Source organism: Methylobacterium sp. BTF04 (genome assembly GCF_010692745.1).
Lineage (GTDB): Bacteria > Pseudomonadota > Alphaproteobacteria > Rhizobiales > Beijerinckiaceae > Methylobacterium.
Genome location: NZ_JAAHTB010000011.1, coordinates 45,537 through 67,532, shown reverse-complemented (window position 1 = coordinate 67,532; position 21,996 = coordinate 45,537). Strand labels below are relative to the sequence as shown.

The 21,996-nt window shown below is 68.3% G+C and carries 26 protein-coding genes; 21 read left to right on the top strand and 5 right to left on the bottom strand.

Annotation, left to right across the window (positions count from 1 at the left end):
* The first annotated feature begins 54 nt into the window (after nucleotides 1-54).
* The 12 genes from G3T14_RS09195 to G3T14_RS09140 all read left to right on the top strand — a co-directional run bounded on the left by G3T14_RS09195 (nucleotide 55) and on the right by G3T14_RS09140 (nucleotide 10,405).
* Nucleotides 55-324, top strand: a complete 270-nt coding sequence (locus G3T14_RS09195) for a type II toxin-antitoxin system VapB family antitoxin (RefSeq protein WP_163641984.1) — start codon at nucleotides 55-57, stop codon at nucleotides 322-324.
* Nucleotides 321-725 (top strand): type II toxin-antitoxin system VapC family toxin, encoded by a 405-nt coding sequence (locus G3T14_RS09190; protein WP_163641983.1) that lies wholly within the window; start codon nucleotides 321-323, stop codon nucleotides 723-725. The genes G3T14_RS09195 and G3T14_RS09190 overlap by 4 nt, the downstream gene beginning before the upstream one ends.
* Nucleotides 722-1,858, top strand: a complete 1,137-nt coding sequence (gene proB / locus G3T14_RS09185) for a glutamate 5-kinase (RefSeq protein ID WP_163641982.1) — start codon at nucleotides 722-724, stop codon at nucleotides 1,856-1,858. The genes G3T14_RS09190 and proB overlap by 4 nt, the downstream gene beginning before the upstream one ends.
* A 118-nt stretch (nucleotides 1,859-1,976) precedes the next feature.
* On the top strand, nucleotides 1,977-3,275 hold the full coding sequence (locus G3T14_RS09180; protein WP_163641981.1) for a glutamate-5-semialdehyde dehydrogenase: 1,299 nt from the start codon (nucleotides 1,977-1,979) through the stop codon (nucleotides 3,273-3,275).
* Between the two features lie 39 nt (nucleotides 3,276-3,314).
* On the top strand, nucleotides 3,315-3,926 hold the full coding sequence (locus G3T14_RS09175; protein WP_163641980.1) for a nicotinate-nucleotide adenylyltransferase: 612 nt from the start codon (nucleotides 3,315-3,317) through the stop codon (nucleotides 3,924-3,926).
* Nucleotides 3,927-4,032: 106 nt separating this feature from the next.
* Nucleotides 4,033-4,458: a ribosome silencing factor gene (gene rsfS / locus G3T14_RS09170; RefSeq protein ID WP_163641979.1), complete on the top strand. Its 426-nt coding sequence runs from the start codon at nucleotides 4,033-4,035 to the stop codon at nucleotides 4,456-4,458.
* Nucleotides 4,459-4,480: 22 nt separating this feature from the next.
* Nucleotides 4,481-4,978, top strand: coding sequence for a 23S rRNA (pseudouridine(1915)-N(3))-methyltransferase RlmH (rlmH, locus tag G3T14_RS09165; protein ID WP_163641978.1), 498 nt, complete (start codon nucleotides 4,481-4,483; stop codon nucleotides 4,976-4,978).
* Between the two features lie 35 nt (nucleotides 4,979-5,013).
* A complete protein-coding gene (locus tag G3T14_RS09160; RefSeq protein WP_246733120.1) occupies nucleotides 5,014-6,333 on the top strand; it encodes a peptidoglycan DD-metalloendopeptidase family protein in 1,320 nt (439 codons plus the stop codon).
* Nucleotides 6,333-7,655, top strand: a complete 1,323-nt coding sequence (locus tag G3T14_RS09155) for a S41 family peptidase (protein ID WP_163641976.1) — start codon at nucleotides 6,333-6,335, stop codon at nucleotides 7,653-7,655. The genes G3T14_RS09160 and G3T14_RS09155 overlap by 1 nt, the downstream gene beginning before the upstream one ends.
* Nucleotides 7,656-7,899: 244 nt before the next feature.
* A complete protein-coding gene (locus tag G3T14_RS09150; protein WP_348645243.1) occupies nucleotides 7,900-9,108 on the top strand; it encodes a divergent polysaccharide deacetylase family protein in 1,209 nt (402 codons plus the stop codon).
* A 68-nt stretch (nucleotides 9,109-9,176) separates the two neighbouring features.
* Entirely contained in the window at nucleotides 9,177-9,734 is a 558-nt protein-coding gene (locus G3T14_RS09145; protein ID WP_163641975.1) for an RNA pyrophosphohydrolase, read from the top strand.
* Between the two features lie 41 nt (nucleotides 9,735-9,775).
* Entirely contained in the window at nucleotides 9,776-10,405 is a 630-nt protein-coding gene (locus G3T14_RS09140) for a DUF2939 domain-containing protein (protein WP_163641974.1), read from the top strand.
* Between the two features lie 151 nt (nucleotides 10,406-10,556).
* Here G3T14_RS09140 and G3T14_RS09135 read toward each other — a convergent pair whose 3' ends face one another.
* The 3 genes from G3T14_RS09135 to G3T14_RS09125 all read right to left on the bottom strand — a co-directional run bounded on the left by G3T14_RS09135 (nucleotide 10,557) and on the right by G3T14_RS09125 (nucleotide 12,564).
* Entirely contained in the window at nucleotides 10,557-11,636 is a 1,080-nt protein-coding gene (locus G3T14_RS09135; protein WP_163641973.1) for an ROK family protein, read from the bottom strand.
* Nucleotides 11,637-11,704: 68 nt separating this feature from the next.
* Complete coding sequence (locus tag G3T14_RS09130; RefSeq protein WP_163641972.1) at nucleotides 11,705-12,085, bottom strand: photosystem reaction center subunit H; 381 nt, start codon at nucleotides 12,083-12,085, stop codon at nucleotides 11,705-11,707.
* A 50-nt stretch (nucleotides 12,086-12,135) separates the two neighbouring features.
* Nucleotides 12,136-12,564, bottom strand: a complete 429-nt coding sequence (locus tag G3T14_RS09125) for a response regulator (protein ID WP_163641971.1) — start codon at nucleotides 12,562-12,564, stop codon at nucleotides 12,136-12,138.
* Between the two features lie 168 nt (nucleotides 12,565-12,732).
* On the opposite strand from G3T14_RS09125, the gene G3T14_RS09120 reads away from it, so the two are divergent.
* The 5 genes from G3T14_RS09120 to G3T14_RS09100 all read left to right on the top strand — a co-directional run bounded on the left by G3T14_RS09120 (nucleotide 12,733) and on the right by G3T14_RS09100 (nucleotide 16,743).
* A complete protein-coding gene (locus G3T14_RS09120) occupies nucleotides 12,733-13,413 on the top strand; it encodes a YoaK family protein (RefSeq protein ID WP_163641970.1) in 681 nt (226 codons plus the stop codon).
* 47 nt (nucleotides 13,414-13,460) lie between these two features.
* Entirely contained in the window at nucleotides 13,461-14,471 is a 1,011-nt protein-coding gene (locus G3T14_RS09115) for a WD40 repeat domain-containing protein (RefSeq protein ID WP_163641969.1), read from the top strand.
* Between the two features lie 2 nt (nucleotides 14,472-14,473).
* Nucleotides 14,474-14,746 carry a hypothetical protein gene (locus G3T14_RS09110; RefSeq protein WP_163641968.1) on the top strand — a complete coding sequence of 91 codons (273 nt, stop codon included), beginning with the start codon at nucleotides 14,474-14,476 and terminating at the stop codon, nucleotides 14,744-14,746.
* Between the two features lie 72 nt (nucleotides 14,747-14,818).
* Nucleotides 14,819-15,346 carry a DUF2937 family protein gene (locus G3T14_RS09105; protein WP_163642065.1) on the top strand — a complete coding sequence of 176 codons (528 nt, stop codon included), beginning with the start codon at nucleotides 14,819-14,821 and terminating at the stop codon, nucleotides 15,344-15,346.
* Between the two features lie 167 nt (nucleotides 15,347-15,513).
* A complete protein-coding gene (locus G3T14_RS09100) occupies nucleotides 15,514-16,743 on the top strand; it encodes a peptide ABC transporter permease (protein WP_163641967.1) in 1,230 nt (409 codons plus the stop codon).
* 102 nt (nucleotides 16,744-16,845) lie between these two features.
* Here the strand turns inward: G3T14_RS09100 and G3T14_RS09095 are convergent, their stop codons facing one another.
* Nucleotides 16,846-17,256, bottom strand: a complete 411-nt coding sequence (locus G3T14_RS09095) for a metallopeptidase family protein (protein ID WP_163641966.1) — start codon at nucleotides 17,254-17,256, stop codon at nucleotides 16,846-16,848.
* Nucleotides 17,253-17,981: a pyrimidine 5'-nucleotidase gene (locus G3T14_RS09090; protein ID WP_163641965.1), complete on the bottom strand. Its 729-nt coding sequence runs from the start codon at nucleotides 17,979-17,981 to the stop codon at nucleotides 17,253-17,255. Before G3T14_RS09090 ends, G3T14_RS09095 begins: the two co-directional genes overlap by 4 nt.
* Before the next feature lie 440 nt (nucleotides 17,982-18,421).
* Here G3T14_RS09090 and G3T14_RS09085 point away from each other — a divergent pair, with 440 nt between their 5' ends.
* Genes G3T14_RS09085 through G3T14_RS09070 form a run of 4 tightly spaced genes read left to right on the top strand, consistent with a single transcriptional unit; the run spans nucleotide 18,422 to nucleotide 21,946 of the window.
* Complete coding sequence (locus G3T14_RS09085; RefSeq protein WP_163641964.1) at nucleotides 18,422-18,976, top strand: SiaB family protein kinase; 555 nt, start codon at nucleotides 18,422-18,424, stop codon at nucleotides 18,974-18,976.
* Between the two features lie 14 nt (nucleotides 18,977-18,990).
* Nucleotides 18,991-19,380 (top strand): DUF1987 domain-containing protein, encoded by a 390-nt coding sequence (locus G3T14_RS09080; RefSeq protein ID WP_163641963.1) that lies wholly within the window; start codon nucleotides 18,991-18,993, stop codon nucleotides 19,378-19,380.
* Nucleotides 19,377-20,234, top strand: coding sequence for a GGDEF domain-containing protein (locus G3T14_RS09075; RefSeq protein WP_163641962.1), 858 nt, complete (start codon nucleotides 19,377-19,379; stop codon nucleotides 20,232-20,234). The genes G3T14_RS09080 and G3T14_RS09075 overlap by 4 nt, the downstream gene beginning before the upstream one ends.
* Nucleotides 20,231-21,946, top strand: a complete 1,716-nt coding sequence (locus G3T14_RS09070; protein ID WP_163641961.1) for a SpoIIE family protein phosphatase — start codon at nucleotides 20,231-20,233, stop codon at nucleotides 21,944-21,946. The genes G3T14_RS09075 and G3T14_RS09070 overlap by 4 nt, the downstream gene beginning before the upstream one ends.
* The last annotated feature ends 50 nt before the right edge of the window (nucleotides 21,947-21,996 follow it).

Here is a 21,996-nt window from a genome sequence, read left to right as displayed (position 1 = left end):
CCGAAACTCTGTGCTAGCATGGAAGTTGTCCAAGCTAGCAGATCGGGGGATGGCGTGGCGAAACAGCTCAACATCCGCAGTGACGAGGCGCATGCCCTCGCGTCCGACTTTGCGGACCGCCTCGACACCAGCGTGACGGAGATCGTGGTGCGGGCCCTGCGCGAGTTCGGATCGCGCCTCCCGCCGCGAAGCGACCTGACGCCGAGCCAGCAATTGGAATACGATGCGCTCCGGGCGCTCGCGCGCCGGGCCGCGGCAAACAAGCTGCCGGGCGCCACGTCCGACCATAGCGACCTGTACGACGAGTTCGGCTTGCCGATATGATCGCGCTCGACACCTCGGCCCTTGTCGCCATCGCGTTGTGCGAGCCCGAGGAGGAAGCCTTCAACCGGGTCGTCGCCGCCCGCACGGCCGTCGTCGGCGCGCCCACCCTGGTCGAGACGCGAATGGTCCTCGAATCCCGAATTCCGGAGACGGCCGCGGAATTCTTGCTGGGATTCACCCGCAGTCCGTCCGTGACGGTTCTCGCGTTCGACGCGGCGATGTACGAGCTTGCCTGCTCCGCTTTCGCTCGGTTCGGCAAGGGACGGGGTCGTCCGGCACAATTGAACTTCGGTGATTGCCTGTCCTACGCCGTCGCCAAGTCGAACACGGCTCGGCTTCTCTTCAAGGGGGATGATTTCAGCCGAACCGACATCCTCCCCGTTTTTCCGCTGGACCGATGACCCTCACGCTCGCGACCCCCGACCTCCAGGACTTTCGCCGAATCGTCATCAAGGTCGGCTCGGCGCTCCTCGTCGACCGAGCCCGCGGGCGGCTGCGCCATGCCTGGCTCGCCGCGCTGGCGGAGGATATCGCCGACCTCCATGCGCGCGGGGCCGACGTTCTGGTGGTGTCCTCGGGGGCGATCGCCTTGGGGCGCACCGTGCTCGGCTATCCGCCCGGGACCCTGCGCCTGGAGGAGAGCCAGGCGGCGGCGGCGGTCGGGCAGATCGCGCTGGCGCGGCACTGGTCGGAGGCGCTCGGCCACCACGGCATCGCGGCCGGCCAGATCCTGGTGACGCCGCAGGATACCGAGGAGCGCCGGCGCTACCTCAACGCGCGGGCCACCGTGCTCAAGCTCCTCGAAGTCCGCGCCGTGCCGGTGGTCAACGAGAACGATACCGTGGCGACCAGCGAGATCCGCTACGGCGACAACGACCGGCTCGCCGCCCGCGTCGCCACGATGATCGGCGCCGAGGTCCTGGTGCTGTTCTCCGACATCGACGGGCTCTACACCGCACCCCCGCATACCGATCCGGAGGCGCGCCACCTCCCGATCATCGAGCGGATCACCCCCGAGATCGAGGCGATGGCGGGTGGCCCGGCCTCCGAATTGTCGCGCGGCGGCATGCGCACCAAGGTCGAGGCCGCCAAGATCGCGGCCAGCGGCGGCACCCACATGATCATCGCCGACGGGCGCGAGAAGAACCCGCTGCGCACCATCCTGCGGGGAGGCCGCTGCTCGTGGTTCCTCTCGGGCTCGAACCCGGTCGCCGCGCGGAAAGCCTGGATCGCCGGCTCGCTGGAGCCGCGTGGCATCCTCGTGGTCGACGACGGCGCCGCCCGTGCGCTTCAGGGCGGGGCGAGCCTGTTGCCGATTGGCGTCACCGGCGTCACCGGGAGCTTCGGGCGCGGCGATGCCGTGGTCATCCGGGATGCGGCCGGCCGCACCCTCGGGCGCGGGCTCGTCGCCTATGACAGCGTTCAGGCCCTGCGCATCATCGGCCGTCCCAGCCGGGAGATCGCAGACCTGCTCACCCATCCGGGCCGCGCCGAGATGGTGCACCGCGACGACCTCGCGATGGTGGGCGAATAGCCGGCAGCCATCCGGCCATGACGTCGCGACTGCTTGTTTTGCCGCATCCCGACGTGGCATGACGGAGTTGGAAGTGTGCGGTCCCGTCCCTGTTGGAGCGACCGCAAGGATGAAGGCCGTGCCCGTTCTGAACCTGAGAAGCGACTTCACCCCTCCCGGTGATCTGTCCGAGGAGATGCAGGCCATCGGCCGGCGCGCCCGCGCCGCCGCTCGCCGGATCGCCCTCGCTCCGGCACAGGTGAAGGACATCGCGCTTCGGACCATCGCGGAGCGCCTGCGGGCGGATGCGGACACGATCCTCGCCGAGAACGCCCGCGACGTCGAGGCGGCCCGCGCCGCCGGCCAGACCCAGGCGCTGATCGACCGCCTCACCCTCGACGAAGCCCGGCTCGGCGCCATTGCCGATGCGGTGGCCAAGATCGGTGCGCTGCCCGATCCCGTTGGCCGTCAGGTCGCCGCCTTCGAGCGCCCCAATGGCCTGCTCATCGAGCGGATTGCCGTGCCGCTCGGCGTGATCGGCGTCATCTTCGAAAGCCGGCCCAACGTCACCGCCGATGCCGGCGCGCTCTGCCTCAAGGCCGGCAACGCCGCGATCCTGCGGGCGGGTTCCGACAGCCATCGCTCCGCCATGGCCATTGCGCGCGCCATGCGCGCCGGGCTCGAGGCTGCGGACCTGCCCGCCGATGCGATCCAGATCGTCCCGACCCGCGACCGGGCCGCCGTCGGCGCCATGCTGTCCGGCCTCGAAGGCTGCATCGACGTCATCGTGCCCCGCGGCGGGCGCGGTCTGGTGGAGCGAGTCCACGCCGAGGCGCGCGTTCCGGTCTTCGCCCATCTCGACGGGATCTGCCACGTCTACGTCGCGGCAGGCGCCGACCTCGACATGGCGCGCACCATCGTCCTGAACAGCAAGATGCGGCGCACCGGCATCTGCGGCGCCGCCGAGACCCTCCTGGTCGATCGGGCCTGTGCGGAGACGCATCTCGCGCCCCTGGTCACGATGCTGATCGACGCCGGTTGCGCCGTGCGCGGGGACGAAACGGTGCAGGCTAGCGACATGCGCGTCACCCCGGCCACCGAGACCGACTGGCGCACCGAATATCTCGACGCGATCATCGCGGTGCGGGTGGTCAACGGCCTCGATGCGGCCATCACCCATATCGAGACCTACGGCTCGCACCACACCGACGCCATCGTCACCGATGATGGGGCCGAGGCCACGCGCTTTCTGGCGGAGGTCGATTCGGCCATCGTCGCGCACAATGCCTCGACCCAGTTCGCCGATGGCGGCGAATTCGGCTTCGGCGCCGAGATCGGTATCGCCACGGGCCGGATGCATGCGCGGGGCCCGGTGGGCGTCGAACAGCTGACCACGTTCAAGTACCGCGTCCACGGGAACGGGCAGACCCGCGCTTGACGCGCCGCCCCGGCGGCGTAGCTACGACGAATGGTGCCGATGCGGCTTGAGGCGCCGGCGCTCGCGCGGCTGCCACCTTCGGCGCCGGGCCTGCGCATCGGGCTCTATGGCGGCTCGTTCAATCCGGCCCATCTCGGCCATCGCCATGTCAGCCTCGTCGCCTTGAAGCGGCTGCGCCTCGACCGGGTGTGGTGGATGGTGACCCCCGGCAACCCGCTGAAAGATCGGGGCGAACTCGCCTCCCTCGACGCGCGCATCGCGGCGGCGCGCGACGTCGCCACCCACCCGCGCATCGCGGTCACCGACTTCGAGAGCCATATCGGCGTTCGCTACACCCGCCAGAGCCTGCGCTATCTGCGCGCCCGTGCGCCATCCGTGCATTTCGTCTGGATCATGGGCGCAGACAGTCTCGCCACGTTCCATCGCTGGCGCGGATTCGCCGAGATCGCCGCGACGATGCCGATCGCGATCATCGACAGGCCGGGTTTCACCCTCAAGGCTCCCAACGCCCGCGCCGCCCGATTCCTCAGCCGCTGGCGCATCGACGAATCGGATGCTGGCCTGCTCGCCGACCTGGCCCCGCCGGCCTGGGTCTTCCTGCACGGCCCGCGCTCCGGGCTGTCGTCGACGGCCTTGCGAGCCAAGAGGTGAGGCAACCGCCTATCGAAAAGGCAAGCGACCATTGAAAAGGCGAGCGACCATCGAAAAGCCGACAGGCACATTCCACTTTGCCGCCATTCAGGCTACGGTCGGTCCCATGACCATGGCAAATGCAGGAACCGAGACGCTGAACGATCCGATCCACCAGGGACCACCCGGTTCCGCCGAGGCCGTCGACCGGAAGATCGACGACCTCCGGGCCCTCGCGCTCGATTGCCTCGAGGACATGAAGGCCGAAGAGACGATCTCCATCGATCTCATGGGCCGCACCTCGCTTGCCGACACCATGATCATCACCTCGGGTCGCTCGCAGCGCCACGTCGGCGCCATCGCCGATCGGATACTGCAGGACATGAAGGCCAAGGGCCACGGCTCTGCCCGCGTTGAAGGCCTGCCGGCCTGCGATTGGGTGCTGATCGACGCCGGAGACGTGATCGTGCACATCTTCCGGCCGGAAGTGCGCGGCTTCTACAATCTCGAGAAGATGTGGGGCGCCGATCGTCCCGCGATGCTGGCGGACTGACCGAGAGCGGGCCGCGCGTCCCGTGCGCCTGCTCGTCGTGGCGGTCGGTCGACTGAAGGCCGGCCCGGAGCGCGACCTGGCCGCTCGCTACCGCGAGCGGGCCGCCCAGCTCGGGCGCGGTCTCGGCTTCTCCGCGTGCGACATCTCCGAAATTCCCGAAAGTCGGGCTCGCCGGCCCCAGGACCGTTGCACCGAGGAAGGCGTTGGCCTGCTCGCCCAGGCGGCAGGCGCTGCCGTCATCGCCTATGACGAGCGCGGGCGCAGCGACCTCACCAGCGAGGCCCTGGCCGAGCGTGTGGCGGGTTGGCGCGATGCCGCCCGTCCGGCCCTCGTGGTTGCTATCGGCGGCGCCGACGGTCTCGATCCAGGGGTGCGGACGCGGGCGGACCTCACCCTGTCGTTCGGCGCGGCGACCCTGCCTCACGGCCTTGTGCGCGTGCTGGCATTGGAGCAGGTGTACAGGGCACTGACGATTCTCTCCGGCCACCCATACCACCGCGGAAACCTCGACGACCGATGAGTCGACCCACGCGACGCAAGGCGGTGAAGAGCCCGATGCGCACCGTGGGTGCCGTGCTTCTGGTCGGCTTGGCGCTGGTGGTTGGCGCCCACCTGCCGCGGGCCGCCTTTGCCGAGGAGGCGACGACGCCGGACGCAATCCAGCGCGCCCTCGACGAGAAGACTCGGCGGGCGGAAAATCTCAAGCGGATCGAGGACGCGCTGGCCGCCAGCACCGGCGCGCGGACGCAGCTCGAAGCCGAGGTGGCGGCGATCGGCGGCGACCGGGCCAAGCTCAACACCGCGCTCCTCGACGCCGCGCGCCAGTCCCAGGCCACCGAGGATCGGATGAGCCGGCTCGAAGAGCGGCTCAAGACCCTGGGCGCCAGCGAGGCTGCCATTCGTCGCTCCCTTGATGCGCGGCGCGGCGTGATCGCCGAAATTCTGGCAGCGCTCCAGCGAATGGGCCGCCGCCCGCCGCCCGCCGTGCTGGTGCGGCCGGAGGATGTCCTTGCGGTCATCCGCACCTCCATGCTGCTCGGCGCGGTGGTGCCGGAGCTGCGGGGCGAGGCCGAAACGCTTGCGGCCGACCTCACCGAGATGGTGCGGCTGAAGGGCCTGATCGCCTCGGATCGCGAGGGGCTCAAGAACGATCTCGCCGGTTGGGCCAAGGAACAGCAGCGTCTCAACGCCCTCGTCGCGGCGCGGCGGACCCGGCAGGATGAGGTGGAAAGCGGCCTCGTGGCCGAGCGCGCCCGCACCGCTGAGCTCGGGGTTCAGGCCAAGAGCCTCAAGGATCTGCTCGACCGGATGGAAGGGGAGGTGGCCTCGGCGCGCCGCGCGGCCGAGGAGGCCCGTGCCGCCGAAACCCGGGAGGCCCGCGCCACCCAGGAGCGTTTCGCCGCCGCCGGGACGCGCGATCCGGCCCGACTCGCGCCGAAGGTCCGCTTCGTCGACACACGCGGCGACTTGCCTCGCCCAGCCAGCGGAGCGCTCCTGCGAAGCTTTAACCAGCCTGATGGCAACGGTGGAATCACCCGCGGCATTTCGCTCACCACGCGGCCAAAAGCCGTGGTTTCCTCTCCTGCGGATGGGTGGGTGTCGTTTGCCGGGCAATTTCGTTCGTACGGTCGACTCTTGATCATCAACGCCGGCGATGGCTACTATCTACTGCTGGCAGGGATGGATCAGATCAACGTCGAGGTCGGACAGTTCGTGCTCGCGGGTGAGCCCGTGGCAGCAATGGGCGAGGGTGGCGCAACGTCCGCTCCCGCTGGCAGCGATCCGGTTTTGTACGTCGAGTTCAGAAAAGACGGCGGCTCCATCGATCCGGAGCCTTGGTGGGCCAAAAGCCCCAGCGAGAAGGTTCGCGGATAATGCGCAAGGTTTCCCTCGTTCTGGTCGGCGCGTTCCTCGGCGTCGGCTCCACCATGGTCGCGACGCAGACCCGCCTTCTTTCGGGAACGAGCGCGGTAGCGGCCTCGGCGGAGACGTACCGGCAGCTCAGCCTGTTCGGCGACGTGTTTGAGAAGGTCCGCACCGATTACGTCGAGAAGCCCGATGAGGCCAAGCTGATCGAGGCGGCGGTCAACGGCATGCTGACCTCCCTCGACCCGCATTCGAGCTACATGGACTCGAAGAGCTTCCGCGACATGCAGGTGCAGACCCGCGGCGAGTTCGGCGGCCTCGGCATCGAGGTCACGATGGAGGACGGCCTCATCAAGGTCGTGACTCCGATCGACGACACCCCCGCCTCGAAGGCCGGCATCCTCACCAACGACGTGATCACGCAGATCGACGACGATCAGGTCCAGGGCCTGACCCTCAACCAGGCGGTCGACAAGATGCGCGGCCCGGTGAATTCGCCGGTCAAGCTCAAGATCAGCCGCAAGGAGTCGAAGGACCCGATCGAGGTCACGCTCAACCGCGACGTGATCAAGATCAAGCCGGTGCGCTCGCGCGCCGAAGGCGGCGATATCGGCTACATTCGTCTGACCCAGTTCAACGAGCAGACCTTCGACGGCCTGCGCGCGGCCATCGACAAGCTCACCGCCGATATCGGCGCCGACAAGCTCAAGGGTTATGTGCTCGACCTGCGCAACAACCCGGGCGGCCTGCTCGATCAGGCGGTGATGGTGTCGGACGCCTTCCTCGACCGGGGCGAGATCGTCTCCACCCGCGGCCGCAATCCCGACGAGACCCAGCGTTTCTCGGCGAAATCCGGCGACTTGACCAAGGGGAAGCCCATCGTGGTGCTGGTCAACGGCGGTTCGGCCTCGGCCTCCGAGATCGTGGCCGGCGCATTGCAGGACCACAAGCGCGCGACGGTGCTGGGCACCCGTTCGTTCGGCAAGGGCTCGGTGCAGTCGATCATCCCGCTCGGCGGCAGCGGTGCGCTCCGCCTGACCACGGCCCGCTACTACACGCCGTCGGGCCGCTCGATCCAGGCCAAGGGCATCGAGCCGGACCAGGAGGTCCTGCAGGAGGTGCCCGACGAACTGAAGGGCAAGGACGAGACCAAGGGCGAGGCTGGCTTGAAGGGCCACCTCAAGCAGAAGGACGTCGAGGAGCGCGGTGGTTCTTCGGCCTACGTGCCGCCGGACCCGGCCAAGGACAAGCAGCTTATCGCGGCCTTCGATTTCCTGCGCGGTATCCAGAAGGGTGCGGCCAACACCGCCAAGCCCGTCGTCCCGAACTGACCCGATCGCGGGGCGATTCATCGTCCCGGCTTAGCGAAGCGTTAACCATAGCGGCCCCCAATGTCGGTCCAGGATCGACATTGGGGGCCGTTTCCTCTCGTCTGGAGCGGGTCGGTCTCGAACGGCGCTGACGGCCCTATCGGTCGATGTCGGCGTCGGGCTTTCCCGAGACTTCGCTGTTGCGCCGCGCAAGCCGGACCCGCTTCGCGCGCGACGATTCCAGGCCAGAAGGAAGCGGCTGCGCGTGGCCTTCGACGACATCCTGACCCGGCCGCTGGGCGCCAAGCGCTCGGTGGCGCAGCGCCTGCGGGCGTTCGGGAGCGTACGCCTGACCACGCCAGTGATTTTCGGTATCCTGGCCGGTGGCCTCGTCATTGCCGGCAGCATCCTCGTGGTCGCGGGCGATCCCCAGGGTGGCGAGCCCCGGGCGAACGTGGCGATCGCCATGCGCGATCCGGCCCCGGCCGAGACGGCACCGGCACTCCCCGAGCGCGACAAGCCAGTGGCGGCGCAGCGTTCGGCCAATGAGGTCGAGAGCGCGTCGGGCGTGGTGGTGGTGCGCCCGAGCGGCACTGCCGCCCCCACCGAAGCCGTGGTGATCCGGGTGCCCGATGCGGCGCCGGTCACGCTCGCGCCGGCCCCGGATCCGCGTCTCGTCGAGCGCGGCCGTCATGGCAACGTACCCCGCATGGGCGAGGGGCGCCTGCGCCCGCTCGACGTCTACGCTCGTCCGGATGCTGGCGGCACCGGTCCCCGAATCGCCATTCTGGTCTCTGGGCTCGGCATCGGCCAGGCCGCCACGGTCACCGCCATCACCCGCCTGCCTCCGGCGGTCAGCCTCGCTTTCGCACCCTACGGCAGCGATCTCGAGCGCACGGTGGCCCGCGCGCGGGATTTCGGGCACGAGGCGCTGCTTCAGGCGCCCATGGAGCCGTTCGACTATCCCGATAGCGATCCTGGCCCCCAGACACTTCTCACGACGTCACGGCCTTCGGAGAATCTCGATCGCCTGAGCTGGGCGATGAGCCGCTTTTCTGGCTTCGTCGGCATCGTGAATTACATGGGCGCCAAGCTTACCAGCGATGCTGTCGCCCTGGAGCCGGTCCTGCGCGAGATCGCCGGCCGCGGTTTGGGCTATGTCGATGACGGTACCTCGCCGCGCTCCCTCGCGGCGGGACTCGCGGCCAAGGCGAAGCTGCCCGTGGCGCGGGCCGAGATCGTGCTCGACGCGGTTCCCCGACCCGAAGCGATCGACCGCGAACTTGCCCGGCTGGAAGCGCAGGCCCGTGCCAATGGTTTCGCTTTGGCGTCGGCGAGCGCGCTTCCGATGAGTATCGACCGGATCGCACGTTGGGCGCGCGAGGCCGAGGCGCGTGGCATCCGCCTCGTCCCGGTTAGCGTCGCCTTGCGCGGTTCGGGCGCCGGAGCCCGCCTCAGCAGTGCTGTTCCGTGACGCCGCCGCAGCGGTTTTAACGCCAGATCGACCGCTTCGTGCGTTGCGGCACCTGGACGGCCTGCCCTATGGTCGCGCCGATGACGAAAACCGCTCCCGATTCCGGCCGCGACCTGCCGTACCGCCCCTGTGTGGGGATCACGCTGATCGCGCCGTCTGGGCTCGTGTTCATCGGGCGCCGCCGCGCCGATGCCGGACCGGAGCATGTGAGCGACGGGCGCGCCTGGCAGATGCCGCAAGGGGGCATCGATCCGGGGGAAGACCCGGAGGCTGCGGCTCTGCGCGAACTCTATGAGGAGACGAACGTCGCCGCGACCTCGGTGGTGCGTCTCGCCGAGGCCGAGGACTGGCTGTCTTACGATCTGCCGCCGGACGTGCTCAAGCAGGTCTGGAAGGGTCGCTATCGCGGCCAGACGCAGAAGTGGTTCGCGTTCGGCTTCATCGGCAGCGACGACGAGATCGACGTCGCATCGCCGGGTGGCGGCGCCCATCCGTCCGAGTTCGATGCGTGGCGCTGGGAGCCGATGGCGGGGCTGCCCGACCTCATCGTACCGTTCAAGCGTCCGGTCTACGAGGGGGTCGTCGCGGCCTTTTCCGGATTGACCGCATGGCGCGCATCGGCGTGAGTACCGGCTCACACCGTCGGCGCGCCTGAGGTCTCGACCGCATGCGCTGGTGGTTGATTCCTCTCGTGTTGGCGTTCGGCTGGTTCGCGTTCACGCTGACGCCGTTCTGGGCCCTCTACGATCTCGCCCGCGCCGTGCAGGCGCACGATGCCGGCTACGTGGACCGGCACGTCAACTTTCGCACTCTGCGGCTCTCCATCATCCGGCAGGCCGCCGCGGCGGCGCAGATCCAGGGCTCTGACCCCGCCGACGCCGAACCGCGCGAACGCCAGCGTCTCACCGACGCCGCTGTCGCCCTGGCGATCCCACTCGCCGAAACTCTGGTGACGCCCCAGACCGTGGTCGATCTCCTCGATGACGGCTGGCCGCAGAGCATCGACCTCGGCGATCGCAGCCTGCCCGAAGTGGGCAATTCGGCGCCCCGCCTGGCGCGGCCGGGCCTGCGCGTCGAGAATCTAGGGCGTCTGATTCCGTTCTATTTCGGCTCGGAGATGCGCGGCTTTCGCACCGTCGTCATCGGGGTTCCGCCGGAGGCGCCACGCGCACGCCAGTTCCGGGTTCGGCTGCGGCTACGCGGCTGGACTTGGCGCCTCGTCGATATCGAGCTGACCCAGGAACTGCGCGAACGGATCGCCCAGAGACTCTCGCGGGCCGCCGCCAGGGCGCGGTGAGTGCTCACACCGCGCATTTTGAGATCACGCGCTGTCTCTTGGATCGGGCGGGCCGGCCGCCCCGCATTTGCCCATCTTGACTCGGCAGGAAGCGACTTTCGCCTGATCGCCCCGGGCCCGGACGTGCGATCGACGCGGACCTCCTACTCCCTCACTCCGCGTCGCTGTCGTCCGATCGATTGCTGAAGCGGGCATTGCCGAGGCCGGTGCCGATGGTGAGCACGCCCCAGCGGGTGACGCCGGTCTGGTGCGGCACCTCGCTCAGGCCCTGCACCACGGCATCGTTGTGCATCACCACCATGGTCGGATGCGTGCCGATGCGGGGGATGCCGGCCACCAGCCGGTCGGCGAGGTTGAATCGGCTGCTCTCCCAATTGCCCGGAAGGTTCTGACCGCCGCGGGTGATGGCGCCGTCTTCCGCGATGAGGCCGGGGCAGCCGATGCCGATGAAGGGCGCGAGTGCGAGATCGGCGCGCTCGGCCCGCCGAATCAGATCCGACAGCATGGTGATGAGGCGATCGACAGCTTCGTCGCGGCTCGGAGCCGGCTCCTCGTCGCGATGACGCCAGATCTCCGAGCGCCACACTTCGGCGCGGGAGAGATCGGGGGCCTTCTTCAGGTTGGTGGCGACCACCCCGGCGCGGATGTTGCTGCCGCCGATATCCACGGCGAGCAGGCTGTCGTAGCCTGCGAACATCCAGGCCGGTGCGAGGTGCACCGCCCCGATCAGCCCGGCCTCGTCGGGATGGTGGCGGATCGGCTCCAGGGTGAGATCTAGCCCTCCGGCCCGCAGGATAACTTCGGCGCGGCCGATGGCGAGGATGCCGGCGCGGCTATCGCGAAAACCGCCGCCGATGACGATGGCCTGGGTGTCGCGCCATTCCTTTTGGCGCAGGAACCGGCGCACCACGCCGGCCAGATCCTGGGCGAAGTCCTCGACGGCGCCGAACACCACACCGGCGGCCTGGGCATCCTCGCCCATGAGACACTGATCCAGGCGTCGTTTGCTGATCGCGTCGCTCGGCTTGTCGCCGAGTGGATCGTCACCGATCTTGCGCAGCTTCTCGCGCGATTCCTCGATGCGCTCGCGGAACGCACCCTTCGAGACCCGGTCCCCGATGAAGCCGTCCTCGTCCTTCAACTCGATGTTGTAGTCGTCGACGATGACGGCCGGGAGTCGGTGAGCCGCATGGGCGATGCCGGCCTCCCGCAAGATCGTATCCGTCGCCATGCCGTTGCCGCCTGCTCGTCGATGATGGTGTCGGGTGCCCGGCTCGTAGCCGGACGCGCGGGTGGCGCCTACTTGGCCTTAGTCGGCTCGGGCGCGGCCGGAGCGGCGGTACCGGGTGCCGCCTTGGGCTCGCGGGCCTCCAGCAGGTCTTCGGCCTTGTCTTCGTCGGTGTCGCCGCCGCGCTCGATCGTCTTCTCGGGGTTTGCGGCCAGGGCCTTCACGATCTCGACGATGCGCTCGCATTCGGTGCCGTACTTATAGGTCTCGAGCACGATCGCCGCGTCGCGCAGCGTGCGCAGGTCACGCACCGTCTGCTTGTTGGCGGTCTCTCGCAGCTCGCTCTTCGCCGCGATCGCCTCCTCCAGCTTCGCGGCCTTGACGTCGCACGCAGCGGACGCACCGGCGGTGAATGCCAGGAGAGCGGAGGCGGCAGCCAGGATCATGCGCATCGGGGGTTGGTCTCCGGTGTTCCGAAAGGCGCTGGCGGGCGCCCCGTCGTTCAGGCGTGATGGGAGTTGGGGCGCAGGAAGCCGTTGGCCAAGGCCACCAAGTGACTGAGGCGATAGGGCTTGGGCACGAAGACCGATTCCGCCACCGCATCGGCGAGCGACAGGTGACCCCGTCCCCCGGATGTATAAACAACCGGGAGGCCGGGTTGGTGCCGTCGTGCCCGGCGGGCCAGCACGATGCCATTCGTGTTGCGGGCCAGATCGATATCGGTGAAGAGCAGATCGATGCTTTCCCGCGCGAGGATGTCCTCGGCCTCGTCCGCGTCGGCGGCGGTCAGGACGCGATAGCCTTCGCCGAGGAGGGCCTCGGCGGCAAGCTCGCAGATCGCCGCTTCGTCTTCCACCACCAGGACGGTCTCGGCGATGCGGTGTGCGCGGAAGGTTGGCAACGCAAGGGCAGCGCAGGCGAACGGGATCATGACGCAACTCCAACTCACCCGGCGGGGAACGATCGTCCCAGTGCCGGATCGCCAGACCAACAGGCCAACGGAGCGCGGCGTTCACCCCGGTTCACTCCAATTGCGCGGACTTGGTGAGCAAAGCTTTAACCTTGCCGGTCCAGCGGTGAGCTGCGCGTCGCCCACCCCATGACTCGACCCTGGCACCTGGCCTTCGGCCTCATCCTCACGGCGATGGCCGGCTACGTCGACGCCCTCGGCTTCATCCGGCTCGGCGGCCTCTACACCTCGTTCATGAGCGGCAACACCACCCAGTTCGCCGTCGCACTCGGGCATGGACATCCCTATGTCGCGATCATGCCGGGGCTGCTGATTCTGTCTTTTCTCACCGGCGCGGTCTGTGGCGGCGGCCTGTCGGCGCTGACCCCGTCGCGCTGGGGCACGCCCGTCATCCTCGGCTTCGAGACCATCATCGTGGGCGGTGCCCTCTCGGCCGGCATCGCCGCTCCGGATTCCGGCATGGCCTCGCTGCTCCTCGCCCTCGCCATGGGCGCGCAGAACGCGGTTCTGTCCCACGTCCAGGGCTTTCGCGCCGGCACCACCTTCGTTACCGGCGCGCTGTTCAGCTTCGGCCAGAAGCTCGCCCTCGCCCTGGCCCGGCGCGGCGGGCGCTTTGCCTGGATCGGCGACGGCATGGTCTGGCTCTCGCTCCTCGTCGGGTCGCTGTCCGGAACGGTCGCCTACGGCCGCTACGCGTTGTATGCCCTCGCCATACCCGCCGGCATCGCCGGCAGCTTGGCGCTCGTCGCGGCGATCCTGACGGCGTGGCGCATGCCGGCCAGGGCTAAGCCGGCGACCAAGCCTGCGTGAAGCAAGTTTGCGTGAAGCAAGTCTGCGTGAAGAAAGACGAAACCCCGATGAGCGCGACCGCCGCACCCTCCCTTCGCGATCACGTGGCGCCGGTGGCCGCCGGGGCCCACGTGGTCATGGCCGCCTGGCTGAAAGACACCCTGGCGTTGGCGCTGGGTGACGGCGGTGTCCTGCTCGTTTCGGACGGGGACACGCACCGGGTCGAGGCCCATGCCGATGCGGGCATCCTCGTCGGCGCCGGCGACGGCCGCCGCCTCGTCACCGGCGGCGACGATGGCCGGGTGGTGGCGACCGCTGCCAATGGCGAAACCGTGGAGATGGCCGCCGCAAAGAGCGGGGCCTGGATCGACGCATTGGCGCTCCACCCTGATGGCGGGATCGCCTACGGCGCCGGCCGCAACGTCGTCGCGCGCGATGCCAAGGGCCGCGAGAAGACCTTTGCGGCGCCGTCCACCGCGCGCGGCCTCGCCTTCGCGCCGAAGGGCTACCGCCTCGCGGTGGCCCACTATAACGGCGCGACCCTGTGGTACCCCAACCTCGAGACCGCGCCGGATTTCGTCGAGTGGAAGGGCTCGCATATCGACGTTACCTGGTCGCCGGACGGGCGCTTCGTCGTCACGACCATGCAGGAGAATTCGCTTCACGGCTGGCGTCTGCAGCCCGACCGCGGCCACATGCGGATGTCGGGCTACCCCGGCAAGGTCCGGTCGGTGTCGTGGTCCGGTGACGGAGACTGGCTCGCCACCAGTGGCGCCGAGGCGGCCATCGTCTGGCCGTTCGATTCGAAGGAGGGCCCCACCGGCAAGGCCCCGCGCGAATGCGGCGTGCGCCCGGCCCGCGTCTCGCGGGTGGCGTTCCACCCCAAGGCCCTGGTGCTCGCCATCGGCTACGAGGACGGCTGCATCCTGCTCGTGCGCTTTACCGACGCCTCCGAGTTGCTGGTGCGGCCGGCGGTGAAGGGCAGCGGCATCTCGGCACTGGCCTGGGACGGGCGCGGCAGCCGCCTCGCCTTCGGCTGCGTCGACGGTCAGGCCGGCATCCTTACGCTGCCGGCCTGACCATGGCCCTCTTCGGCTTCGGTACCCGACGTCCCCCCACCGATCAGGGCGCCCGCATGGCGGTGGCGGATTGGGTCCGCGCCCTCGGCGGCTTCGACGCCGCGGTGGTGATCAAGGTCAACGAGATCGTCTGCGCCGATCCCGCTTGCCCCGGAACTGAGACCATCATCCTCGTCCTGGTCCCGGGGCGGCCGGCCCGGGCCGTCAAGGTCGCCAGACCCGTGTCCGAGGTGACACAGGCGGACGTCGCCTTGGCCCTTGCCGAGCCGTCCTGACGTGAGTGCCCTGGAACCCATACCGCCGGCATGCTCTTGTCCGGGCATCGCAGCGAGATCAGGATCAGCTACGTGTTTCGCGTCCTACGCACGCTCGGCCTCGCACTCGGCCTCCTCGGGGGGATGATCGCGGCGCAAGGCCCCGAATTCGCCCAGCAATATGCGCAGCGCCTCGGCGGTACCCTCGACGAATTACGCCGCGTGGTGGCCGGCTTCGAAGCCGATGCCACGGCGACCGGCCATACCCGCGACGACGCGGTCGATCGTCTTCGCAGCGATCCCAATGCCCTCGTGGCCCGCCGCGGCGAGGCCGCCCGCTACGACATCGCCCGGCTCAACGACCTGACCGCCCAACAGCAGGCCCTCGCCAGCGCCGGCGGACCGCTGGGCCGCCTCGCTGCGCTGATCCGCGACCCCGACTTGCCCCTCGCCCGAGCGACCTACCAAGACTACAGCCCGGCCATTCCCACCACCACCGACGGGCTCGTCGCCGGCCTCCTCGGCTTCCTCGGGACCTGGGCCGGCTGGCGCGTCCTCTCCGATCTCGGCCGCAGGATGGCGCCGCGCCGACGTGAACCGGTCCCGATCGAGCGGGTGTGACCGTGTTCGCCGGTCAATCGGTTCGCCTTGAATCACGCGGCGATATCCCTTCACGGGCGGGGAAGTGTTGCAAGACATCTACAGCCGGTGCCGCACGCCTGCACTAGGACTGGAGAATAGCGCTCGGGTCTTCTCGCGGCGCCGTTGCAACGGCTTCGATCGAAACCATGGCGCGCGCCTCAACACCAAACGTCGATCCAGCCCTCGATGCCGCTGCTCTCCTGCGGCGCGTCGGCTTCTTCAGCCTGTTTGTCGTCGTGCCCCTGGCGGCTCAAGTTGCGCGCCGCGCCACCGTCGTGCTCGCTCCTATCGCGGTTGCGCTGCTGATCCTCGCCAGCGCCATCGACGGGAAATCCCGTCCGATCCGCCCGGCCGCCCTGGCGCTTCTGCGAGCGCCGGCCTTTCTCGCCGGCCTCCTCGTGGTCCTGTGGTCGGCCCTGTCGCTGGTCTGGACGCCATTCCTCGAACCGGCGACGGAGCGCCTGCTCAACCTCGTCGCCACGATCCTGATGACACTGGCGGGCTATCTCGCGCTTCCCGACCGAATGCGTTCGGCCAACCTGTACCTCCTCCCCGTGGGGATTGCCGCAGCCGCGCTCCTTGCCATTGCGCTCGGCCTATTCGGGAACGGCCTTTTGCGCGGCGCAGCGGACGAGGACGGCACCCTCGATCGCGGCCTGACCGTGCTGGTGCTCCTGGCCTGGCCTGCGGTGGCGTGGCTGCGCTCGCGCGGGCGCGACCTGGAGGCGCTCGGTCTCGCACTTCTGGTGGCCGCCGCCCTCGTGTGCTCGCCCGGGGCGACGACGCTGGTTGCGCTGGCGGTCGGGGCCACCGCTTTCGCCGTGACGACCTCCCGCCCTGCGCTTGGAACCCGCGCCATCGCGATGGCGGTGACGGGCCTCCTTGCGATCGCTCCAATCCTGCCGTTCCTGGCCCGGCCGGTGGGTGCCGCCCTGTTCGGCCCGGTGGCACCCGGCGTTCTCACCCTGAAGACCTGGCAGAAGGTCGTGACCACGGAGCCGGTGCGGCTCGTCACCGGGCACGGGTTCGAGACCGCCCTGCGCGGACGCTTCGTCAATCTGCTGCCGACCAATGCGCCCACGACCCTGCTGTTCGAACTCTGGTACGAACTCGGCGTCGTCGGCGCGTTCGCCGCGGCCTTCGCCCTCTACGCCGCCATCCGGCGTAGCGGACGCGGCGCGCCCGTGCTGGTGCCGGGCGCCATGGCGGCCTTCGCGGCGGCCTTCGCCATCGCCTGCATCGGCGTCGGGCTCACGGTGATGTGGTGGCTCACCACCCTCGCACTCACGGTGCTGGTGTTCGTGGCGGTGGACCGCGGACAGTTCCGCACGCGCCGGCCCAAGGCGAGCCTCCTGCGCCCGGCCAACGACGCCTGATACAATTGGCGAAGCGACCCTGTGCGCCATCGCCCGTGGGAGCGGACAGCATCTGGCAAGGGTAGCCTCGCGGGCTTTCGGTCTGATAGGTGAGACGGTCGATCAGGCCCGATCGGCTGTCGCCTCGATCGACGCCATGTCGGCGTCGGACAGTCCGAAATGGTGGCCGATCTCGTGAATCAGGACATGGCTGACGAGATGGCCGAGGGTCTCGTCGTGTTCGGCCCAGTAATCGAGCAACGGGCGGCGATAGAGCCACACCCGATTCGGCATCTGGCCGCTCACCACTTCGCCGCTTTGAGCCAAGCCAAACCCGCGGAAGAGGCCGAGCAGGTCGAATTCGCTCTCGCACTCCATTTCGTTCAGGGTCTCCTCGTCGGGAAAATCCTCGACATGGATCGTTACGCCCGTGCACAGGGCCCTGAAGCTACCCGGAAGATTGGCGAAGGCGGCATGCGCCAGATCTTCGATATCGTCGATGGTCGGCGCGTGCGCGCCCGCCCAGGTGCTCATGCCACCACCGGTAGGACGCGGTGGCTGAGGAATCCAGCGAGATCACTGGTGATATGGTCGATATGCGGTTCGCGCACCGCTTCTTGCTCGAAGGCTTCGCGGAACGGGTCGAGGATCGCCGGAACCACGAGCACGGTGGCCATGCCGATGTCGTGCGGCACTACGAGGTTGCGGGCGATATCCTCGAACAAGGCCGAGCGACGCGGATCGACCGCGTGGCGCGAGAGGAAGCGCTCATAGGTCGAGCGCTCGGGCTTGGGCACGAAATCGGCGTCGGCGATGTCGAACACGTCCTCGAAATGATCGAGGATGCCGAGCTTGGCCGCCACGTTCTGCGCATGCCGGCGCGAGCCGTTGGTGAGAATGAGCTTGCGGCCGGGCAGCCGTTCGATGGCGTCGCCGAGGGCCGGATCGAGGCGGATCGTCGAGTGATCGATGTCATGGGCGAAGTCGAGGAAGTCGTGCGGATCGATCTGCGCCTCGACCATCAGCGCCTTCAGCGTCGTGCCGTAGCGATGGTAGAAATACTTCTGCAGGGCGCGGGCCGAAATCCCGTCGAGCCCGTAGAGGCGCATCACGTACAGGGTGATGCGCTCGTCCACCTGCGGCCAAACCCGCGCATCGCTCGGATAGAGCGTGTTGTCGAGGTCGAACACCCAGGTATCCACCTCAGTGAAGCCGCGGGATTCGGGAGTGGTGAAATGGCTCTCGCCGGGAAGCAACACGGTGTTTCGATACGGTTGGCGGTGAACGGAGACGTCTCGACTTCCGAGATGGGAGCGAGACCGCGTGAAGGAAAGCTCTGCGGTTCTTCGGTCAGATCACGATCGCGTCCGTCCGGCAAGGCGGCCGCGTCGTCTGCCAGGGGCAATCGCGGGTCGACGCTCGCCCCGACCCTCTGCTGCGTCCTTCGCCGCTGCGGCCGCGGTGACACCGCTGGATTGATTGAATTTCAGGCAACACTGATGATTTCGGCGGCTTTCGCAGAGAATTCGGAATGAAGTCAGCAAAACGTAAATTCGGGTTTGTTCCTCATCTCCTTCAAGTCAGTCCGTCGTGCAGACTTTAGTCTTAACGGCTCATACAGGATTTGGGGGTTATTCCGGCCATGGGGTCGACACGGGCAAGTAGCTCGAGGCCGACGTGCCAGGCAGGGAGCATTCCGTTGCTCGCACACGATTTCCGGAATTTCTTCGACGCCTCACGGCGACAGGGCGTGATTCTCTCCTTCGGGGGCGACATCTCCGAGAACGTGCTGTTCTCGCTCGGCGAAGTGCTGAAGCTGCGCATGAGCCAGGGCGAGACGGACGCCACCGTCGCCAAGCGGGTCTTCGCGATCTTCGTGGAGCAGGCCCAGAACGTCATTCGCTATTCGGCCGACAAGGTCTCCCAGCCTCCCGCCAAGTCGGGAGGCCTGATCAGCGCGGGCGTGATCGTGGTCGGGGTGGAGGCTGGCCGGTTCTTCGTCGTCTGCGGCAACGAGGTGCCGAACGCCGACGTGCCGAACCTGCGCTCCCGTCTCGATCATCTCGCTGGCATGACGGGGGACGAATTGAAGGCCTTCTACCGCGAAAAGCTGCGTCAACCGCCCGACGAGGGCAGCCTCGGCGGCAGCATCGGGCTGATCGAGATCGCCCGGCGCTCGAGCGCCCCCGTCGAATACGATTTCCAGGACCTGGGGCCTGAGCGCAGCTTCTTCTGCCTCAAAGCCTACATTTGATGGGCAGCCAACCGATGGACCCCATTCGTCTCGCCCCCACGGACCGCTCGCCGCTGGTCGATTTCGACTTCGAAGCCGGGCACCTCCAGCTTCGTGGTGAATCTTACCCGGAGGATGCCGCGGCGTTCTTCGGACCGCTTCTTCAGGCCTTGCGCGGCTATCTGGCCGAGCCCAGCCCGGACCCGATCACGTTCGAGGTCGGGCTCGCCTATTTCAATTCATCGAGCGCCAAGGCGCTGATGAACCTGTTCATGCCCCTCGAGGATGCCGCTGCCGAAGGCCGCTCGGTGACGGTGCGTTGGCTGTTTGCCGACGGCGACGAGACCATCGAGGAGGCCGGCGAGGATTTCGCCGCCGATTTCTCGAGCGCCCGGTTCGAAATGGTGAGGGAGCAGCCGGCATGACGGGCACTGGCAGGGCCATCGCCGAGGCCAAGGCCGAAACGGCGGTTGATGCCTTCAGCCTGTACGATGCCGAAGAGGCGGTGCTGGCGCGGGCCGAGTCGATGCTCACCGGATTGTCGGACGTGGCCGGCGGCGTTCAGGCGCTGGCCGACGCCTATCGGCGCGGATACCGCGAACAACGGCGCCTGGTGCGGATGAGCGACCGGATGCAGCTCGACCTGCAGAAGGCCAATCATTGCTTGGCCGAGCAGCGCCGCGATCTCCAGGCCCTCAACGCGGCTCTGTCGGGGGAGATCGAGCACCGCACCCGCCTCGAATCCGAATTGCGACGTCTGGCCGACACCGACGACCTCACGAGTGCGCTGGCGCGTCGGCGTTTTATGGAGATCGCGGCGCGCGAATGGCTGCGCCATGAGCGCAGTGGCGCGCCGGTCTGCGTGCTGATGCTCGACCTCGACCGCTTCAAGCTCCTCAACGACAGCTACGGCCATGCAGTGGGGGACGCCGCGCTCGTCGCCTTCGTGGCGACCTGCCGGGCTAACCTGCGCACCCTCGACATCATTGGACGCACCGGTGGCGAGGAATTCGCCATCGTGCTGCCCGATACGGATCTGGACACCGGACATGCGGTCGCCGAGCGCATGCGCGCGGCGGTGGCGGCGACTGCGGTGCCGGCCGAGGAAGGGGTCATTGCGATGTCGGTGAGCATCGGCATCGCACAGGCCTTGGCCGGCGAAACCCTCGAGAGCGCCATGCGGCGGGCCGATGCGGCGCTCTACGTCGCCAAGCGCGCTGGTCGCAACCGTGTCGCGCTCACACCGAACGAGACCTCCGCGGATGGGTCTGCCCTATGAAGCCTGAAATTCTGGCTCCGGCGTCCACACCGGTGCCCACGGACGCGCCGCTGCGGCGCGGCGGCTCCCTGCGCGGCGCCGGCCCTCGGCGCAGCAGCGAATTCCTCAAGGCTGCGGGCTTTCTCGACGTTCCCCAGGCCGATGGCGCCGATACGATGCGCCCCGGTGCACTGCGTGGTTCCGCGCGCGGGCGCGATCTCGACAGCCTTGCCCACACCCTGTTCCTGCGGATCTACCCCGTCATCGCGGTGGTGGTCCTCGTCACCCAGATCGGCATCGCCTGGGTCAATTACAGCGATCAGATCCGCCTTTATAAGGAGCGGGCGGATCTGATGGCCGCGCTCTCCGCCAAGGCCATCGCGCGCCCCGACTGGAGCGCGACGCCGGAAATCTATCGCCAGCAGGTTCAGGCCCTGACCCTCGATCCGGCGTTTCGCTCGGTGACCCTGCGCAATGCCGCCGGTGCCGTGGTGATGTCGATCGGAGACATGCCGCGCGGACGCACCTTCGAGCTGATCATCAGCCAAGCCGACCTCGTGGCCGCTTCGGGTACGGCGCCCTTGGGTAGGCTCACCCTCGCGATCTCGGCCGAAGCCCTGCGCGGTAACGCCGAGAAGCAGGCGATCCTGGCGCTCGTCACCAGCCTGATCCTGATGCTGGTCTTCGTGGTGACCCTCCACGCCAACGTGCGCCGGCACGTGCTCGCCCCGCTCAAGCGTCTCCTGCTCGCCATGCGCGAGGTCGAACACAAGCGCTGGGTGCCGGTGGACCTCGACGGTGAATTCCGCGCCAGCAACGAGATCGACGTCATCTCGCAGGCCTTCAACCGGATGGTGGACGGCCTGCGCACCGGCGACGAGGCCAAGCAACTGCTTCAGCAGCTCGAGCAAGCCCATGCCAAGCTCGCTGACGCCAACCGCTTCGTCATGGAGAGCATCGGCTACGCCCGGCGCATCCAGAGTTCGGTGCTGCCCGAGCGCTCGGCCCTCGCCGGTACCGGCCTCGAAGTCGCCGTACTATGGGAACCTCTCCACTTGGTGGGCGGCGACTATTTCTGGCTGGAGGAGGTCGACGGGCTCGGCATCCTCGTGGTGGCCGATTGCACCGGCCACGGGGTTCCGGGCGCTTTCCTGACCCTCATCGTCGCCACTGCCCTCGACCGCATCCTGCACGAGCGGCGCCTGCGTGCGCCCACCGACATTCTCCGCGCCCTCGACACGATGGTCCGTGCGCAGTTGCGCCAGGACGGACGGGGCTCGGAATCCGACGACGGCCTCGATTGCGGGGTGTGTATCTGGGACCGGGCGAACGTCGAGATCCGATTCGCCGGCGCGGGTCTCGCGCTCACCACCGTGACCGACGGTGTGGTGACGCGCATCAAGGGCGCCAAGCGCGGCCTCGGCTACCCGCAGAGAGCCGGCGAGCAATTCGCAAGTGTCGACGTCGTCGTTCCGGTCACTCCCGGCACGACGTATTACCTGATGACCGATGGTATCTCGGACCAGATGGGCGGCCTCAAGCCGACGCGGCGCTTGCTCGGCCATCGCGGGGTCACCGACATCCTCGGTGCGCATCAGGCCTTGCCGCTCGCAGAGCAGGTCGCCGCCCTCGAAACCGAACTCGTGGCGTATCGCGGCGGCGAAGCCCGGCGGGACGACATGACCCTTGTGGCCTTCCGCCCGACGCCGGAAGTGCTGCCGGCGGTTGCGTGATCTGACCGGCAATGAGGCCCGCCGCGCCGAGGCGGCCGGCTTCTCAGGCC